Source organism: Humisphaera borealis (assembly GCF_015169395.1).
In the GTDB taxonomy this organism is placed as follows: Bacteria; Planctomycetota; Phycisphaerae; order Tepidisphaerales; family Tepidisphaeraceae; genus Humisphaera; species Humisphaera borealis.
In genome coordinates, this window is the sequence record NZ_CP063458.1 from 2,059,047 (window position 1) to 2,076,821 (window position 17,775).

The following is a 17,775-nucleotide window of genomic DNA, read 5'->3' on the forward strand; positions in this document are numbered from 1 at the left end:
TTGGCCCGAGGCAAGCCTCGCAAGCCCTGCGGGGACCGACTCAGGCAGATACACGCATCGCACCCCCGGCCACTGCCGGGGGTGCCTTCGTTTGCTCCTTTGGGCCGAATCGGCCTGACCCGCCGACCCGACCAGGGCACACACACGCTCGTCCCAGGCTTTCCCCAGCAACTCTTGAATCAGAATGTCCGATTTTCGGTCATGATTCCGGCTTTGCGGTTAATCATCGGCAGCCGGGCAAATACTTGGAGCTTAGGTGGACGAACAAACACGCCAGGCGACACGCCTCTGGACCGCTGCCCAGCCGCTGGTTTCGGCGTTCGTCACGTCCGTCGTTCGTGACTTCTCGGCACGCCAGGACGTGCTGCAGGACATTGCCGTGGCGGTCATCGAATCGTTCGACCGCTACGACCCATCCCGGCCCTTTATCGGATGGGCGTTGGGAATCGCGCACAACCAGGTTCGGCTGTACTTCCGGCGCACGCGCCGCGATCGACTGGTATTCGACGATGACACCGTCGCGACGCTCGCCACGACCTTCGAGGAGACATCCCCGGCGCAGGTTCAGTCGCTGGATTACCTCAAGGACTGCATCGGCAAGCTCGATCGCCGCTCCCGCGACCTGTGCGATCTTCGCTACGTGCAGGATCTGAAACCCGCGTCGATCGCCGAGCGCACCGGCGTCGCGTCCAACACCGTCGCCAAGGCGTTGCAGCGGGTTCGCGATCAGCTGCGGGAGTGCATCGAACGGAAAGTCGCGCGGGAAGGAGGTGTCGCATGAACGTCGATCCACGCCAATTGATCAGCGGCTACTTTGACGACACCCTCAACGAAAATGAACACGTCAGGCTGACGGAGTGGATCAACGCCAACCCGGCCAATGCCCGGCAGTTCGCCGATGCATCGCTGCTGCATGACCGGCTGCGTGACGAACTGGTCGTCCAGGCGACGCTAACGCCGGAAGAAGTCTCGGGCCGTCCGAAGCTCGCGCCAACTCGGCCGTGGCGGATTGGTCGTACCGCGGCAGTGCTTTCAGGAATCGCGGCCGCGTTGGTCATCGTCGCGATGGTCTGGAGCGGGCTGGGAGAGTCGCCGGCCTCGGCCGCCGAGGTCGAATTGAACCGTGTGATCGCGGCCAGCGCCAGGGCGGTCGATCGTACGTACCGAATTACCGTGGAGGAGGTCGCGCTATCGCGTCCGCCGCGCGAACGCGACCGCCGTCCGACCGGCGGCGGCCCCGAGGAACGCCGTCCGCCCAAACCGGCGATGGACAACGCCCTGCTGCATGTTCGCGGTGGCCACCAGTTCGTGCTGGTGCGGACAACCGCGACGGGCGAGCTATTCCTGACCGGCAGCAACGGCCGTTCGAGCTGGGCCATTCGCCCGGACGGCCCCGTCCGCGTCAGCTCTGACCGAACCTCCTTCAGCCGGGACCTGCCGGGTCACGAGCAGTCGATGGCGCTGACTGACACCGAAGAGGCCTTGCAGACGCTCCGAAAGGCTTACGACATCCAGGTGCTTCCGGTGGAGACGGCCCCTGACGACACGAGCCGGTCCGAATCGAGCCGACTGCTGGTGGCGGTTAAGAAGCCCGGCAATCGTGGCCCCAAACGAGTTGAGATCACCTACGTCGTGAACACCGGCCGAATCCTGCAAATGCGTTTCGTCGAGATGCCTTACGGCCCGGAATCGCTGACGCTCAGGCTGACGCTCACCGACGAGAGTGATCTGGGCCCGTCGTTCTTCGAACACACTTTTCATCACGCGCCGGAACGCGCCGTTGAATACGAGGAATTGCCATGAAGAAGTTCGCCCGATTCGCTGTCGCCGTCGTCGCCCTCGTAGGCGCGGCATGGCTGTCCCACGGACAGGCCCCGCGTGAGCGTGCCGACGCCCCACCGCCGCAGACCGCAAAGCCTCGTAAACCGCAGATGAGCGATACCATCAAGGCGAATGTCTACGCCGACAACTGGTTCATGCTCTACATCAACGGCGAACTAGTGGCGGTGGATTCGATCAAGTTCATCCCGCACAACGTGGTGTCGGTCGATCTCCTGCCCAGCTACCCCATGACGATCGCCGTCCTCGCCAAGGACAACGCCGACCCGAAAACCGGCATGGAATATGCCAACACCAACATCGGCGACGGCGGGTTCATCCTGAAGTTCGGCGACGGCACCGTGACGAGTGCCAGTTGGAAAGCAAAGCGGTTCTCGTGGGGCCCGGTCGGTCACGATACGAAGAACCCTAAGGTCGAGAGCATCCCCCTGCCGGACAACTGGTACGCAGTCGATTTTGACGACAGCCAGTGGTCCCACGCCAAGGAGTTCACCGAAGAGCAGGTGAACCCGAAGCAGACCTATTTCGACTATGACTTTAAGGGGGCGAAGTTCATCTGGACGGACGACATCGATCTGGACAACACCGTGGTCTTCCGGACCGTCGTCAAAACCGCTCCCGATGGGAAGGTCCGGCAGGACTTCACGAACCTCAACAACACCGTCCCCGACGGCCCGCCGAAAAAGCCCAAAAAGTAAGCACCTTCAGGGCAACCGAGCACGCCGCTTCAGACGATCCAAGTCGCTCACAGGAACTCATTATGTCACTGTTCAGAAAGTCCTTTGCCCTTGTCGCGCTGCTAGGCACGGGCTCGGTTGCCCTGGCGCACCCGGGCCATCCGAATGATCCACCGACGTCCCGTCCGAGCGGCTCGGCCGACAGAACCTGGACCGTTTCGGGGGTTGCCCGAGAGACCGGGTCATTTGTCATGGCCCGCGACGGGTTCGTGCAGGTTCGGCGGAGCGACGACTCACTGGTCACGATGCGCATCTCGGCGCTGACCGATGACGACCAAGTCTGGATCCGTCAGCGCATCGGCGACATCAATGCCGCCGCGAGCAAGGCAAGACCGACCGCGGGCGAAACAATGATCGACAGGGTGACCGAACTTCCGGCAGAGAACGCCCGCTCAGAAGCGTTCGGTGATGCGATCGCGCTGGCCCGGATGGCCGCGGAGTCGGCCTTGCCGGCGGCCCAAATGTTGATGGAGCAGCTCGCTGCGCGGGGAGTTGCGACAGGGGGATTTGAAGTCGCCGCCCCGGCAGAGCTGCGGCCGGAGATAGCAAAGGCATTTGATGCCTACGTGAACCTTAAGGCCGTCAAAACCCGATGGGATGATCGCTACTTCTACGTCGAGTCCAATGGCATTCCCGCTCACCAGATGATGGTCGGCATCACCGCCTGGCAGCAGCAGGTGCCGATGCCCCAGAAATACACCGGCGAAAACGCGTGGCGCATTCCGCTGCACCCAGTACCGGCGAAGGAGCCGAAGTCGGCGAAGGGAAATTTCCTTCGCGGGGCGATCGCGCTGGCTGCCAATGGCATCCCGATCTTCAACCCGTTGAACAATCGCGGCGACGATGCACTGCTGTTCGGCGAGCTCGACGATTTCGGCGGCCACTGCGGCCGGGCCGACGACTACCACTATCACATCGCCCCGGTCCATCTTCAGAAGACCGTCGGCAAGGGCCTGCCGATCGCATATGCGTTGGACGGTTATGCCATCTATGGCTACGAGGAACCCGATGGGTCGCCAGTGAAGCCGCTCGACGCCATGAATGGCCACAAGGACGAAAACGGAAGCTATCATTATCACGCGACAAAGAAGTATCCGTATCTCAACGGGGGATTTCACGGTGAAGTTGTCGAACGGGACGGGCAGGTCGATCCGCAGCCGCGGGCCGATTCCGTCCGCCCGGCGCTCCCTCCCATGCGCGGCGCCAAGATCACCGATTTCGTTCAAACCAAGCCCGGCAGCTATCGGCTGACCTATGACGTCAGTGGGAAGAAGGGGACCGTCAGTTACACACTCGCGGACGACGGGTCGGCGAAGTTTGAGTTTGTCGATACCGCCGGGAACACCACGACCGAGACCTACACGCCGCGCCGGCGTGGACCGGGTGGCGGTGGTGGCGGACCAGGTAGTGGCGGTGGACCGGGTGGCGGCGGTGGAGACCGCCGTCCGCCGCCAGGTGCGGGTGATGCGCCACAGGGCGGGAATCCGCCAGGCGGTCAGGGCGGGAATCGCCCGCCGCGCGACGGCCAGCGGCCCCCACCCCGCGATGGTCAGCGACCGCCCGAAGGTGGCGACCAGCGACCGCCCCGCGATGACCCACCGCGTGACAACCCACCGCGTGATAACTCCCGCCCGCCGGAAAAGGCTGCGGCCGCCATTCCCCCTTCGGCCGGACCGAAGCTACCGGCTCTCACCCTATCAAGTGCATCGGTCAATGCGGCCGGCCAGATCTCCATCGATTGCACCTGCGACGGCGCTGCCGTCTCGCCGGCGATTGCATGGAAGGACGTACCGGCGGGGACGAAGTCATTCGCCGTCAGCCTCTGGCATACCGCGCCTGACCAGGAGAAGTCCTATTGGGTGGTTTACAACATCCCGCCCAAAACCACGGGTCTGGCGCAGAAGTCTGCCGGGGTTGGCGTGGTCGGCCTGAATGATCGCCGTCGCAACGAATACGACCCGATGTGCTCGAAGGGGCCTGGGGTCAAGACCTATCACATCACGGTCTTCGCCTTGTCGGCCGAACCGAAACTTGCAGCGGACAAGGCAAACCGGGCCGGCCTGCTCGAAGCGATCAAGGATATCAAACTGGCCGAAGCAACGCTCGACTACCAGTACGAAAGGAAGGCTGCCAAGTGAAGACCGGTTTTCAGTCCGACCGTAGTGCCAGGGTCTGCCTGCTTCTGGTGGCTTTCGCGATCGCGGTGTTCATGAACTTGGGTACCGCTGCCGCCGCCAGCACCCGGCCGCCCAACGTAGTGCTGATCCTGATGGACGACATGGGCTGGCGCGACGTCGGCTTCGTGGGCAACAAGTTCGTCGAAACGCCGAACATCGATCGACTCGCCAAAACCGGCCTGGTGTTCAAGCAGTCGTACTCGAGCGCGCCCAACTGCGCCCCGACCCGGGCATGCCTGATGTCTGGCCAGTACACGCCTCGGCACGGCATCTACACGGTGGTGGACCCCCGCCAGCCACCAGGCTCACCCTGGCACAAGCTGCAGGCCGCCGACAGCAAGGCGGACCTGGCCACGGAGACGGTCACCGTTGCAGAGTCACTTCAGGCCGGCGGCTACGCCACCGGGTTCTTCGGCATGTGGAACCTGGGGCGCGGGCGAACGGGCCCCGTAACGCCAGGCGGGCAGGGATTTCAGCAGGTCGTCTTCCCGGAAAACCTCGGCTTCGCAAAGGACGCCTACTTCGACAAGAACGGAAACTACCTCAGCGATCGGCTGACCGACGAGGTGGTCAAGTTCATCGAGCAGAACCGGGAACGCCCGTTCTTCGCCTACTTCCCCGATCATGCCGTCCATGCGCCCTTTGAACCCAAGCCCGACCTCCTCAAGAAGTATCAACAGAAACTCGTGCAAGGTAGCGACCGTCGTGACGATCCGGCCTATGCGGCCACGATCGAGGCTGTCGACCACAATGTCGGACGACTTCTCAATACGCTCGAACGGCTGAAGCTTTCCGAAAACACCGTCGTCATCTTTACTTCCGACAATGGCGGCACGCCCCAGTACACCGCACCGCTCAAAGGGAGCAAAGGCCAGTTGTATGAAGGGGGCATCCGTGTTCCGCTTGTTGTCACCTGGCCCGGGCTTGCCAAACCCGGCACGTCGAGCGATGTGCCCGTGGCAAGCATCGACATCTACCCCACGCTCCTGGACTTGGCCGGTCTGAAGCCGCCCGCCGTCCAGGTGATGGACGGCGTGAGCCTGATGCCGGTACTTAAGGGTCAATCGACGCTCGGGCGCGAGCGCCTGTACTGGCACTTCCCCTGCTACGTCGGCCGGGCGAGCCCTTCGAGCGCCGTGCGTGAGGGAGACTTCAAGCTCGTCGAATCATTCGAGGACGGCGGGCGGCGGGAGCTCTACAACCTGCTGACCGACCCGAACGAAGAACACGACCTGTCAACCACTCAGCCCGAGAAGGCCGCCGCGATGTACCGCACCCTACAAGCCTGGCAAAAGGAAACCCACGCCGCATTGCCGACGGGCGCAAATCCCAACTACGACCCAAAGGCCGACCGGCCACGCGGCGGGCAACCCAACGCTCCGCAGAACGACAATCCCCAGAAGAAGGGCAGGGAAGGTGGTCCGGCTGGACCGAAGTGAACACGCGTCTTGGCCAGCGGCTCATGTGGCGAAACGAGTGCGCTCCCGAGCAGGCTTTTCCACCGGAACTCCCGCTATAATGCCGCGCATGGTCGCAAGCTTTCGAGCAGTGGCGTCGGGCATTTCCACACTCTTACTGATCTGCGGTGTCACCGTCGGCCAAGTTGTGCTGCCGCCGGCCCGAACGGTGCAGGAAACACAGGAGCCGGTCTTCGCAGGGTTCGCTGCTCAACCGCAGGAGCAGATCCTGGAGCATCCGCGACCGGTGGCCAACTTTCGCCTTCACCTGGAATACCGGCTACCGGGACCCACAGCTGCACTTGAAGTTCGCACCGGCCCCGCACCCGCCCTGGTCCTGCCGTCGGGTGACGCTGGCGCTTGGCGGGTGCTTGAATTGCAATTCGAACACCTTCCCGATCAGGCCGCCTCGCTACTGGCTGAGGTGGACGGAAAGATCATCTCCGACATCCCGGTCATACCCGACTCAAAGAAGCCTAGGGGAAAGGGAAAGGGCAACAGCGAAGCCCAGATTCCCGGAGGCATCGCCGGCGTTCCGGCGCGACTTTCAATCGTTACGCGCGGCAATGCCGAGATACGCCAGGCGTGGCTGCAACCTCTGGGCGACACGCCGCACGCATCGTTGATCGCGTCTTGGAATGAAGAAAGTCTGAAGCGAGGCAAGGAAGTCTTCACCTCGCTTTGTGCGACGTGTCACGGCTCGCCGACGGTCGAAGGGTCGATGCCTACGTCGCGGAAGTTTCACGCCGAGCCGTTCAAGAATGGCACCGACCCCTACCGGCTCTTCCAGACGATCACCAGCGGCTACGGGCAGATGGTCCCCCTGCCGGTTCCGCCGGAGGATCGCTATGCGGCGATGCAATACCTTCGGGAGGAAGTGCTGAAGCCGCTGAATCCGACACAGCATTTCGCAGTGGACGCGGCCTACCTTGCCAGCCTGCCGCGGGCGATGCGCACCCTGCCGAAACAGGCCCCCACAGACCGGACGCCGTTTTATGCGAAGATGGACTTCGGGCCGGTACTGAACTGGACCTACCAGGTCACGAAGGACAACATCGCGAACAAGGGGATCGCAGTTCGGGTGGACGCCGGGCCCGGAGGAATCGCCAGGGGCCGCGCCTGGATGCTTTACGATCACGACACCATGCGAATGGCCGCCGCATGGACTGGAGAGGGTTTCATCGACTGGAAGGGGATCGCGTTCGATGGCTCGCATCAGACCCATTCGAGCATCGTGGGCAAAGTGATTGGCTCAACCCCGGAGGGCCCCGGCTGGGCCAACCCGACGACCGGAGACTGGACCGACCCGCGTCCGCCGATGCGCGACGGACGTCGATACGGCCCGCTTCCCCGCTCCTGGACGCAGCTTCGAGGTGTCTATCTTCACGGTGACCAAGCCGTCGTCAGTTACACGGTGGGCGAAGTATCGGTCCTCGACAAGCCGGGACTCGTTGACGCCCGTGGGCGTCAGGCCTTCACGCGAACATTGAACGTGGGGAGCTGCGACCGCCCCATGGCGTTGCGCATCGCGGCCGTCGAGCCGGGCCTGAACTTGGCCCTTCGCGGACAAGGCGGAAGCATCGCTGAACGCGACGGCTTCCACGTGCTCACCCTCCCGCCATCCACTTCACCGCGGTTGCTCAAGGTCTATTTCGGCAGGATGGCCAACGCGTCGATCGCCCCCCTCGCGGCGGCAGACGAGACCCCGCTGGACCTTGCCAATTTTGTCCATGGCGGACCGGCGCGGTGGGCTCTGACGCTCAACACGCAGGCGACCATCGGCACGCCCGACGGTGCTTTTGCTGTCGATACGCTCACGCTTCCGGACATCAATCCCTGGAACAGCTTTCTACGCGTTGGCGGATTCGACTTTCTTCCCGGTGGAAAGCGTGCGGCAATGTGCACCTGGAATGGCGACGTCTGGACCGTTGACGGGCTGAGCGAGAAACCATCAAACCTGAAGTGGCGGCGCATTGCCACCGGATTGTTCCAGCCGCTGGGACTGAAGGTCGTCAACGGCGACATCTATCTCTGCTGCCGCGACCAGATCGCCATCCTCCGCGACCTTAACGGCGACGGCGAAACCGATTTCGTCCAATGCTTCAATAACGATCATCAGGTGACTCCCCATTTCCATGAGTTTGCGATGGGTCTGCAGGTCGATGACGCCGGCAACTTCTACTACGCCAAGTCCGCCCGCCACGCGCTACCCGCCGTCGTCCCGCAGCATGGAACACTGCTCCGGGTCAGCCCCGACGGTGGACGAACCGACATCATCGCGACCGGTTTCCGCGCGGCCAATGGCGTATGCCTCAACCCCGACGGGACGTTCTTTGTCACTGACCAGGAGGGACACTGGACGCCGAAGAACCGCATCAATCATGTCGTCCCTGACGGCGGATTCTTCGGCAATATGTTCTCGGGCGCTGGGTTCACCGATCCGAGCGACAGCGCCATGCGCCAGCCCCTCTGCTGGATCACCAACGCAAAAGACCGCAGCCCGGCCGAGTTGCTCTGGGTCCCGCGCGGAACGTGGGGGCCGCTCGCCGGTTCGCTGCTGAACACCAGCTATGGCTACGGCAGGGTCTATGTCGTCCCCCACGAAACGATCAACGGGCAGATGCAGGGCGGCGTGGTCGAGCTGCCCATCGACGACTTTCCCGCCGGCATCGTCCGGGCCCGCTTCCATCCGACGGAAGGACAGCTCTACGCCTGCGGACTGACCGCCTGGGCGACCAACTGCAAAACACCGGGCGGGTTCTATCGGATGCGCTACACGGGGCAGGCAGCAAACCTTCCGGTATCGATCCGGGCCGTGGCCGAGGGGATGGCCGTAACCTTTACGGAGCCCATCAATGACAAGTCGGCCGGCGACGCCTCGCGATTTCAGTTGAAAACCTGGCACCTCGAGCGTAGCCAGAAGTACGGTTCAGCCCACCTGGACGAGAAGCCCTCAAAGATCGTGCGTACACGGCTTCTGGACGAGAAGACGGTTCTGATTGAGATCGACGGCTTTGCGCCCACCCAGTGCTACGAGTTGCGTTATGAGCTGATCGACACGAATGGCAAGACCTTCACCGGCAGCGTTCACGGCACTATTCACGCGCTGGGTGCCAAGGCGCCGGCGCCCTAAGAATTTCTTCGGCCGGATCTCACTTTGCCCGACATCGCTTTGGATGACCGCCGATTTCAGGAGTCTCGCATGATTCGCGGATTGGCAGCGGTATTTTTACTCGTTCTGACACTCGGCCCGGCGAATGCCGTGGCCGCAACGCCGAACATTGTCTACATCCTGGCCGATGACCTTGGCTACGGCGATGTGCAGTGCCTCAATCCACAACGGGGAAGGATCAAGACGCCGCACCTGGACAGGCTTGCATCCGAGGGCATGACCTTCACCGACGCCCATAGTGGTTCGTCCGTCTGCACGCCTACCCGATACGGATTGCTGACCGGGCGTTACGCGTGGCGAACACGGCTTCAGAACGGCGTTCTTGACGGCACCGACGACCCGCCATTGATTGCCGACAATCGCCTGACCGTGGCGACCCTGCTGAAACAACAGGGATACGCGACCGCCTGCATCGGTAAGTGGCATCTCGGTTTCACATCCGAACCCCCTTCCAAACCCGGTTCGGTCGATGCAGCCAAACCTCAGCCAGGGAGGAAGGCCGCCGGCGAGAAAGCCGGCTTTGGCGGCAAGGGACTGCCTGTCGGGTCCAGAATCGTCGGCGGACCCATCACGCGGGGCTTCGACTACTTCTGGGGCTGTTCCAACGCCCGCACCATGTCGGGTCTGATCGAGAACGATCGGGTCATTGAAACCATCGAACCCGTCACCATGCTGCCGCGGCTCGAAGAAAGGGCAGTGGCGTACATCGACGAGCGCACACCGGACGCCAAATCAGGCAAGCCGTTCTTCCTGTACCTGCCGCTGACATCACCGCACACGCCCATCCTGCCTTCGGCCCAATGGCAAGGGAAAAGCGGCCTTGGGGATTACGGTGATTTTGTCATGCAGACCGATGCGGTGGTCGGGAGGGTGTTGGCTCAACTCGAGCGTAACGGGCTGGCCCGCGACACGCTGGTCATCTTCACCGCCGACAACGGCTGCTCCCCACAGGCCGGAACCAAAAAGCTCGAAGAACAGGGCCATTTCGCCAGCGCCGCATACCGAGGCTACAAGGCCGACATCTGGGAAGGCGGCCATCGCGTGCCGTTCTTCGTCCGGTGGCCGGACAAGGTCAAGCCCGCCTCGCAGAGTTCCCAACTGATCTGCCATGTCGACTTTCTGGCAACCTGCGCCGAGTTGCTCGCCGTCAAGTTGCCCGCCAGCGCCGGCGAAGATAGCGTCAGCATCCTCCCGGCACTTCTTGGAACCGACCGAACCCCACTGCGTGAGGCGGTCGTCCACCACAGCATCAACGGCAGGTTCTCCATCCGACAGGGCCCTTGGAAGCTGGAGTTCTGCGGCGGTTCCGGCGGATGGGGCAAACCCGGCGATGCCGAGGCACGAAAGCTAGGATTGCCCGATCTGCAGCTTTACGACCTCTCGGCCGACAGTGGAGAACAGAAGAACCTGGCGGCGAGCCATCCTGAGGTCGTCGCCCGACTTTCCGAACTGATGCGGCTTTACGTGGATTCAGGACGCAGCACGCCGGGAGATAAACAATCGAACGATGTCGGCGTTAAGGTTCTCAAGGCCGCCGGACCTGCCCTGAAGGAATGAGTCGGCCGCCGAAGGATCCGCATACCATGTCCAAACATCTGATCTCGCTGGCGGTTCTGGTCCTGTTCTGTATCCCGGTCCGTGGGGCAGAGCGGCCGAACGTTCTGTTCCTCTTTGCCGACGACCAGCGGGCCGACACGATCGCCGCACTCGGCAATCCGGTGATCAAGACGCCGAACCTCGACCGGCTCGTTCGAAGCGGGCTGTCGTTCAATCATGCCTATATGCAAGGCGGACTGAGCGGCGCGACCTGTGTGCCGTCGCGGGCGATGCTGCTCTCGGGTAAGTCGCTTTTTCGCATCGACGAAAAACTGATGCGCGACGAGACCTGGCCCGCCGCCTTCGGTCGCTCCGGCTACACCACCTTCGTTACGGGTAAATGGCATAACGGGGTCCCCTCGATCGGCAGGAGCTTTCAGTCTGCCCGGGCCATCTTCGCCGGCGGAATGACCAACCCGATGCAGGCGAAGCTGAGCGATCTGTCCGAAGGCAAGCTCACGCCGGCCGCGCTTGCCCCCAAACACGCGTGCGAAGTCTTCGCCGACGAAGCGATTCGGTTTCTAAAGAATCAGCAGTCCGGCCCGTTTTTCTGCTATGTGCCTTTCGACGCGCCTCACGATCCACATGTCGTCCCGAGCGACTTCCCGGTGCACTACGACCCCAAGCTGATGCCGCTGCCGGCCAATTTTCGGCCCCTGCACGCCTGGGATAACGGCGAGATGACCATCCGCGATGAGCAGCTCTTGTCCTGGCCGCGCAAGGAGTCGGCCGTCCGCGAGATGAACGCCGAGTACTACCGGTACATCTCGTATCTCGATCTGCAGATCGGCCGCGTTCTGGATGCGTTGGCGGCGTCGCCACATGCGAAGAACACGATCGTTGTTTTCGCCGCCGACTCGGGCGTCGCCCGCGGCAGCCACGGGCTGATCGGCAAACAGAACGTCTACGAGCATTCGATGCGGGTACCGCTGGTGGTATCGGGGCCGGGCATCGCGGCCGGTGCACGGACCGACGCGATGTGCTACCTGTTCGATGTGCTGCCGACGCTCGGAAAACTGTCAGGTGTACCGGCACCCGCGCACAGCGAAGGCATCGATTTCAGCCCAACGCTGTCCGACCCGTCCAAGGCGGCACGGCCACAACTGATGCTCGGCTACAAGAAGGTTCAGCGTGCGGTCCGCGATTCTCAGTGGAAGCTCATTCGATATCCCCTGATCGACCGAACGCAACTCTTCGATCTGAAAGCCGATCCCGACGAAATCACCAACCTCGCCGAGAAGCCAGAGCACGCCGCGAAAGTGACCGAGCTGATGGCGCTGCTGGCCAAAGAGCAACAGCACTTCGGCGATGAAGCGCCGCTTCGCGTCGAACGTCCAACCCCGGCCGACTGGTCGCCGCCGGCCAAGGGGGCTGGGAAGAAGTCCAAGGCGGATGCAGTCGAATGAACCGGCTGACCTATTCCGACGCCTTGCCGTCCGGTATTGAGGACTTCTTTGCGTTGGGTTTGGCTTTGTTGCCACTTGCGGCAACCGGTGGAAGCCGTTTCGTCAGCGCCTCGACGACGGCTTTGTTCTCCGGCTTGGCGGCAACATTGACGGTTTCGGCCGGGTCATTCTTCTCGTCGTAAAGCTCGGTCGCGACGACCTTATCGCCGCCGCGCTGCCGCCAAAGCGTTAAGCGCCACCGATCATCGCGCACGCTGTAGCCCATGACCGCCCCGCCGGCCTTGCCCGCACCACGCGGGTACTGACTGATCGCGACTTTCGTGGAAGATGCCGCCGGATTCTCGATGAACGGCTTGAGGCTCGTCCCGTCCAGTCCCGGCGGAACGCCAAGACCACAGACATCGGCGAGCGTCGGATAGACGTCCACGAACTCGACCGGCGTATTGCAGGCCTGCCCGGCCGACTTCTGGCCGGGCACGCTGATCAGCAACGGCGCGCGGGTGGCGATTTCAAAGTTCGTGTGCTTGTGCCAAAGGCCGTGGTCGCCGAGCTGCCAGCCGTGGTCACCCCAGAGGACGATGACCGTGTTGTCGGCAAGGCCTTCCTTGTCGAGCGCATCGAGCAGGCGACCGATCTGGGCATCGGTATAGCTGATGCACGCGTAGTAGCCGTGGCGCAAGGTTTTGGCGAAGTCGGCAGGAATGGGGTTCTCGGTCGGCACGCCGGGGTAGTTGTGCAGTTCGCCATTGGTGTGACCGGCGAACTCCGGGGCACCTTCCGGTAGACGGTCAGTGGCCGGGAGCGGGATCTGACCCGGGTCGTAGAGGTCCCAGTATTTCTTGGGTGCGACGAAGGGCAGGTGCGGTTTCAGAAAGCCCACCGCAAGGAAAAACGGCTTACCGGTCCCCTTCAAACTGGCGATGCGCTTGACGGCCTCGGCGGCAGTCGCGCCGTCGGGCAGCTGATCGTCTGCTTTGCTGCTGACCTCGAAAGCCGGACCGGCCTTTGCAAGCTTTCCGCCGGGCTGTTTCGACGACGTCTGTGCAGGAGCGGCGTATTCCTGGACCTTCACGTCGTGCCGGGTTTTGATCTGTTTCGTCCAATCGACCTTGTCGGTGTCAATCGCGCCCCCATTCGGATACCAGTGAGGCTCGCTCCACGAAAGGCCGTCCTCGAAGCCGTGATGGTAAATCTTGCTCAGCGCGGCGCAGTGATAGCCGTTGGCCTTGAAGTACTGGGGAAGCGTCACGGCATCGGGCAATGCGACGCGAAAGTGGGTCTCCAGATCCCAGACGCGCGTCGCGTCAGGGCGTCGACCGGTCAGCAAAGAGCTTCGCGACGGACTACAAACGGCTTGCTGGCAATACGCCCGGTTGAAAACTGTTCCGCGAGACGCCAAACGATCGATGTTCGGCGACTTGATCAGCTTGTTGCCGTAGCAACCCAACTCGGGCCGCAGGTCATCGACAGCAATGAACAATACGTTCGGCGTTTGCGCGGCCTGGAGCGCGCTGGCCAGCAGGACCGTGACGATCACGACGAGCAATCGAACCTGTTTCAAAGCTGCCACCTGATTTGAGTCGTTGGAAACATCGCGGGTACTCCCGGCGGGACCTGCGTGTTCCGTCATCGGAGAATGACCGAGCGTACCAATTATTGTCTGGGTGGCTGGTTCCCGCCTGTCGATCCGTTCCCAGCTGTTGAGCCGTTCCCACCCGTCGATCCGGGAGTCCGACTTCGCCCCGGAGGCCCTCCGCCGGCCCCCCGCGGACCGCCCGGACCCCGTCGGGCCGATACATCCGGCAGGCCCTTCTTCTGCTCGATCAGTGTCGCCTGCATTCGCCGGGCGACCTGGGGCTGCCTGATGAATTCGTCGACCTTCTCAGAGATATCGTTCTGCAGGTTGATCAACGAATACGCTCCGTCGGCCCACTCAATCAGTTTCCAGTCGCCGTCAATCAGCGCGATGTCGTACGCGGCGATCAGAAACGGCTTGCGATCGACCAGCTTCCCCGACGACAGAGCCGGCCACTGATTGCTTCCGTCGAGGTCGGCATCCGCGGGAATCGTCAGACCGGCTGCCGCCGCCAGTGTCGGGAGCCAATCCTGTCCCGAAACCGGCTGCTGCGTGACGCCTCCCGCCGGTACCTTTCCGGGCCACCGTATAACGCATGGCGTACGAATGCCTCCCTCGTAGACCGTTCCCTTTCCATAACTGAGGGGCGCGTTGCTGCTGTCCCGGCGTGTCGCCCCGTTATCGGAATAGAACAGGACGAGCGTATTGTCGCGCAAACCCTGGGCGTCAATCTCGCCGAGAATTCGTCCGATCGCGATGTCCATCCCTTCGATCACCGCCGCGTAAAGTCCGTCGCCCTTGTGCTTGACGACAAGGTCTTCCGGTGCGGCGATCGGAACATGGGGCGCGTTGAAAGCCACCTGCATGTAGAAGGGCCGATTGGCATCGCGCCCCTTGAGCTGGCGAATCGCTTCATCCGCAAAGAGATAGGTGGAATAGCCCTGCTCATCGACCGTCTTCCCGTCCCGCTGCCAGTCGATCGTGCCGCGCTGGCCGGTATGCTTGAAGTAGTCGACTTCCGGCCCCATGAAACCGTAGAAGTGATCAAACCCACAGCGCAAAGGCGGGTTGATGCCGCCGAGATGCCATTTTCCAATCAGTGACGTCTGGTACCCGGCCGAGCGGAAAAGGGAGGGTAGCGTGAGCCCACCCTTAGGTAACCCTTCCTGCTGCGGGCCTATCACGTCGGCCAGGCCGAAACGCCGGGGCATTCGACCTGATAGCAACGCCGCACGGGCCGGGCTGCAGACGGGGTACGAGTAGAACCGCTGCAGCTCCAGCCCGTCTTTGGCGAAGCGATCAAGATTTGGCGTCGTGGCAGTTCGGCTATGGAAGCCTACACCGTTCCATCCGAGATCGTCCGCCAGAAGAATCAGAACATTAGGCATCTGCGCGGCGTGACCTTCGGCCCGTGCGGTTCGGCAGGCCGATGCCACGACCACCGCTGTCATCGCCAGGGCCAGCACTCTGAACTGCCCGCGTGCCCGTGACATGTCGAAACCTTTCGCAGAACGCCGGATGCTCGTCATTGCGATCGAAGACCGAAGAAGAATGCGGCACGTCATACGACCGGAAGAATCGAAGGGCCCTGTGCGTTCGCTTTTCCGGTACGGGCAAGAGCCGACAGGATGTCATCGAACGACTATTCGGCTGGGCGCTGCGGGCGCTGGGGCTGCCCACCGCCGTCGGGTGCACTGCCGCCGGGTCCACCCACACCGCCGCCGGGACCTCCGGGACCCCCGCCGCCAGGACCACGCTGTCCTCCGCCGGGTCCGCGTTGTCCACCAGGGCCGCGTTGTGCCGCACCGGGTCCGCCCTGACCGGGACCTTGGCCACCACCGGGGCCCTGTCCTCCGCCGGGACCACCCTGACCGCCCGGACGCGGAGGCCTTGCCTCCTCCAACGTCTTCATCTGCTCGGGAGTGAGAATCTTGGCGAGTTTCTCCTTCAGTTCCTTCTCAAGAGCGGCAACCTGCGTCTTTTGATCTTCCGTCAGCTTGAGTTTCTCTTCGGCGAATCGCGGGATGACATGCACACCGCCGGGTGGTGGACCGCCGCTTGGACCACCCTCGGGACCTCCGCCTCCGCCGGGGCCGCCACCCGGTCGGCCGCCGGTCGCTCCGGAACCGCCCTGCTGCGGCGGCGGCCCGGCGGGAGGGTCGGCCGCAATCAGAGGGCTCACCAACACGGAACCTGTTAACGCAAGTAGGACGGCCATTGTCGATCGTTTCTTCACCAGGATCTCCTCGCCGCCGGTGGCGGAGTGAAAGGTTGGAAGTCGGGGACTGTCGCGATTCGATCCCGTAAGCTACACGGTCGCCGCGAAAGATCGTTCGGATCCGGAACCGGCATACGGTCGCCGACCCTACTTGAAACGCGGAACAGTGTGCTCCGTCCACAGCGCTTCGGAGCCATTCCGTATTGACCAGACTGATAATGCAGTTCCGCTGAGTAGCGACCTAAGCAATCGCCCGAGGCTGGGGCAACTGCGTAAGTCGCATGGGGCAACAGCCACGAATCAGCCTGTACGATCAGGCGCACTATTCGCCGTTTGCCAATGGATCAGGTCGGAACAGCAAGACAGTGACGACCTAGATCGCTATCTTGAACACTCAATATGAAAATCACACGCATCTTCGCGCATCGGGTCGAGCTACCCCTCTTCGAGGGCACCTACAAGTGGTCGGGCGGTAAGTCCGTCACCGTGTTCGACAGCACGATCGTCGGCGTTGAGACCGACACCGGCCTGGTGGGATACGGCGAAGTCTGTCCGCTCGGACCGTTTTACCTGCCGGCATACGCGGAGGGCGTACGAGCCGGACTGCGAGAGCTCGGGCCGCACCTGATCGGTATGGACCCTCGCGAGCTCGCCAAGCTCAATCACCGCATGGACGCCGCCCTGAAGGGACACCCCTACGTCAAAAGTGGGATCGACATCGCCTGCTGGGATCTGCTCGGAAAGGCCACCGGACTTCCGGTTTGCGTCCTGATGGGTGGCCGGTTCGGCGAGAGCGTTCGGCTTTATCGCGCGATCTCCCAGGAATCACCGGACGCGATGGCGGCCAAGGTGACCGGGTACCGTGCCGAAGGCTACACGCGCTTTCAGCTGAAGGTGGGCGGCGATCCGGATACCGACATCGAACGTATTCGCGCCGTACGCGGAATGCTTCTTCCGACAGACCGACTCGTCGCCGACGCAAACACCGGCTGGACGCAGCACGAAGCGATGCGCGTCGTGCGGGCCGTTCGGGATATCGACGTCTACATCGAGCAGCCTTGCCTGAGCTACGAAGAGTGTCGATCCGTCCGCGCGCACACGGATCACCCGTTTGTGCTCGACGAGAACATCGACAGCCTGGACATGCTGCTGCGGGCCAAGGCCGATCTGGCGATGGACGTGGTGAACTTGAAGATCAGCAAGTTGGGCGGCCTGAGCAAGATCAAGCAGGTACGCGACCTCTGTGTCAGCATGGGCATCGCGATGACGCTCGAGGACAGCTGGGGCGGCGACATCACCACCGCTGCCATCGCCCACCTCGCCCACAGCACGCCCGAAGAGTTCCGCTTCACCAGCACGGACTTCAACAGCTACGTCACCGTCAGCACGGCGGCGAATGCGCCCAAGCGGATCAACGGTTTCATGGCCGCATCGCAGGCGCCGGGCCTGGGAATCGAACCGAATTGGAACGTGCTGGGACCCCGCGTCGTCAATGTAACCTAGGCGCGCCGTGCAGCGGGCGGCCTTGATAAGAACGTCATCGCCTGCCGATGGCTTTGCCTTCGTGTATAGTCCGAGTATTCCACCCAGGAGAAGA

General features: G+C 62.8%; 12 protein-coding genes. 9 read left to right on the forward strand and 3 right to left on the reverse strand.

What is annotated here, in order from left to right; all coding sequences use genetic code 11:
* Positions 1-256: 256 nt before the first annotated feature.
* The 8 genes from IPV69_RS07715 (at position 257) to IPV69_RS07750 (ending at position 12,384) form a co-directional block, all read left to right on the forward strand.
* Complete coding sequence (locus IPV69_RS07715; RefSeq protein WP_206294416.1) at positions 257-781, forward strand: sigma-70 family RNA polymerase sigma factor; 525 nt, start codon at positions 257-259, stop codon at positions 779-781.
* A complete protein-coding gene (locus tag IPV69_RS07720; RefSeq protein ID WP_206294417.1) occupies positions 778-1,803 on the forward strand; it encodes a hypothetical protein in 1,026 nt (341 codons plus the stop codon). Before IPV69_RS07715 ends, IPV69_RS07720 begins: the two co-directional genes overlap by 4 nt.
* Complete coding sequence (locus IPV69_RS07725) at positions 1,800-2,537, forward strand: hypothetical protein (RefSeq protein ID WP_206294418.1); 738 nt, start codon at positions 1,800-1,802, stop codon at positions 2,535-2,537. The genes IPV69_RS07720 and IPV69_RS07725 overlap by 4 nt, the downstream gene beginning before the upstream one ends.
* Positions 2,538-2,599: 62 nt before the next feature.
* On the forward strand, positions 2,600-4,714 hold the full coding sequence (locus IPV69_RS07730; RefSeq protein ID WP_206294419.1) for a YHYH protein: 2,115 nt from the start codon (positions 2,600-2,602) through the stop codon (positions 4,712-4,714).
* Positions 4,711-6,192: a sulfatase gene (locus tag IPV69_RS07735; RefSeq protein WP_206294421.1), complete on the forward strand. Its 1,482-nt coding sequence runs from the start codon at positions 4,711-4,713 to the stop codon at positions 6,190-6,192. Before IPV69_RS07730 ends, IPV69_RS07735 begins: the two co-directional genes overlap by 4 nt.
* A gap of 88 nt (positions 6,193-6,280) precedes the next feature.
* Positions 6,281-9,343, forward strand: coding sequence for a DUF6797 domain-containing protein (locus IPV69_RS07740; protein WP_206294423.1), 3,063 nt, complete (start codon positions 6,281-6,283; stop codon positions 9,341-9,343).
* A gap of 69 nt (positions 9,344-9,412) precedes the next feature.
* A complete protein-coding gene (locus tag IPV69_RS07745; RefSeq protein WP_206294425.1) occupies positions 9,413-10,939 on the forward strand; it encodes a sulfatase family protein in 1,527 nt (508 codons plus the stop codon).
* A 26-nt stretch (positions 10,940-10,965) separates the two neighbouring features.
* Positions 10,966-12,384 carry a sulfatase-like hydrolase/transferase gene (locus IPV69_RS07750; RefSeq protein WP_206294426.1) on the forward strand — a complete coding sequence of 473 codons (1,419 nt, stop codon included), beginning with the start codon at positions 10,966-10,968 and terminating at the stop codon, positions 12,382-12,384.
* Between the two features lie 10 nt (positions 12,385-12,394).
* On the opposite strand, the gene IPV69_RS07755 is transcribed toward IPV69_RS07750, so the two are convergent.
* The 3 genes from IPV69_RS07755 to IPV69_RS07765 form a co-directional block, all read right to left on the reverse strand.
* Positions 12,395-13,954: a sulfatase gene (locus IPV69_RS07755; RefSeq protein ID WP_206294428.1), complete on the reverse strand. Its 1,560-nt coding sequence runs from the start codon at positions 13,952-13,954 to the stop codon at positions 12,395-12,397.
* 83 nt (positions 13,955-14,037) lie between these two features.
* Positions 14,038-15,453 (reverse strand): sulfatase-like hydrolase/transferase, encoded by a 1,416-nt coding sequence (locus IPV69_RS07760; protein WP_206294430.1) that lies wholly within the window; start codon positions 15,451-15,453, stop codon positions 14,038-14,040.
* Between the two features lie 149 nt (positions 15,454-15,602).
* Positions 15,603-16,142, reverse strand: a complete 540-nt coding sequence (locus IPV69_RS07765; protein ID WP_206294432.1) for a hypothetical protein — start codon at positions 16,140-16,142, stop codon at positions 15,603-15,605.
* Between the two features lie 435 nt (positions 16,143-16,577).
* On the opposite strand from IPV69_RS07765, the gene IPV69_RS07770 reads away from it, so the two are divergent.
* The gene (locus IPV69_RS07770; RefSeq protein ID WP_206294434.1) at positions 16,578-17,681 is read left to right on the forward strand and encodes a cis-3-hydroxy-L-proline dehydratase; all 1,104 of its coding nucleotides are present in this window, start codon (positions 16,578-16,580) and stop codon (positions 17,679-17,681) included.
* Positions 17,682-17,775: the final 94 nt, after the last annotated feature.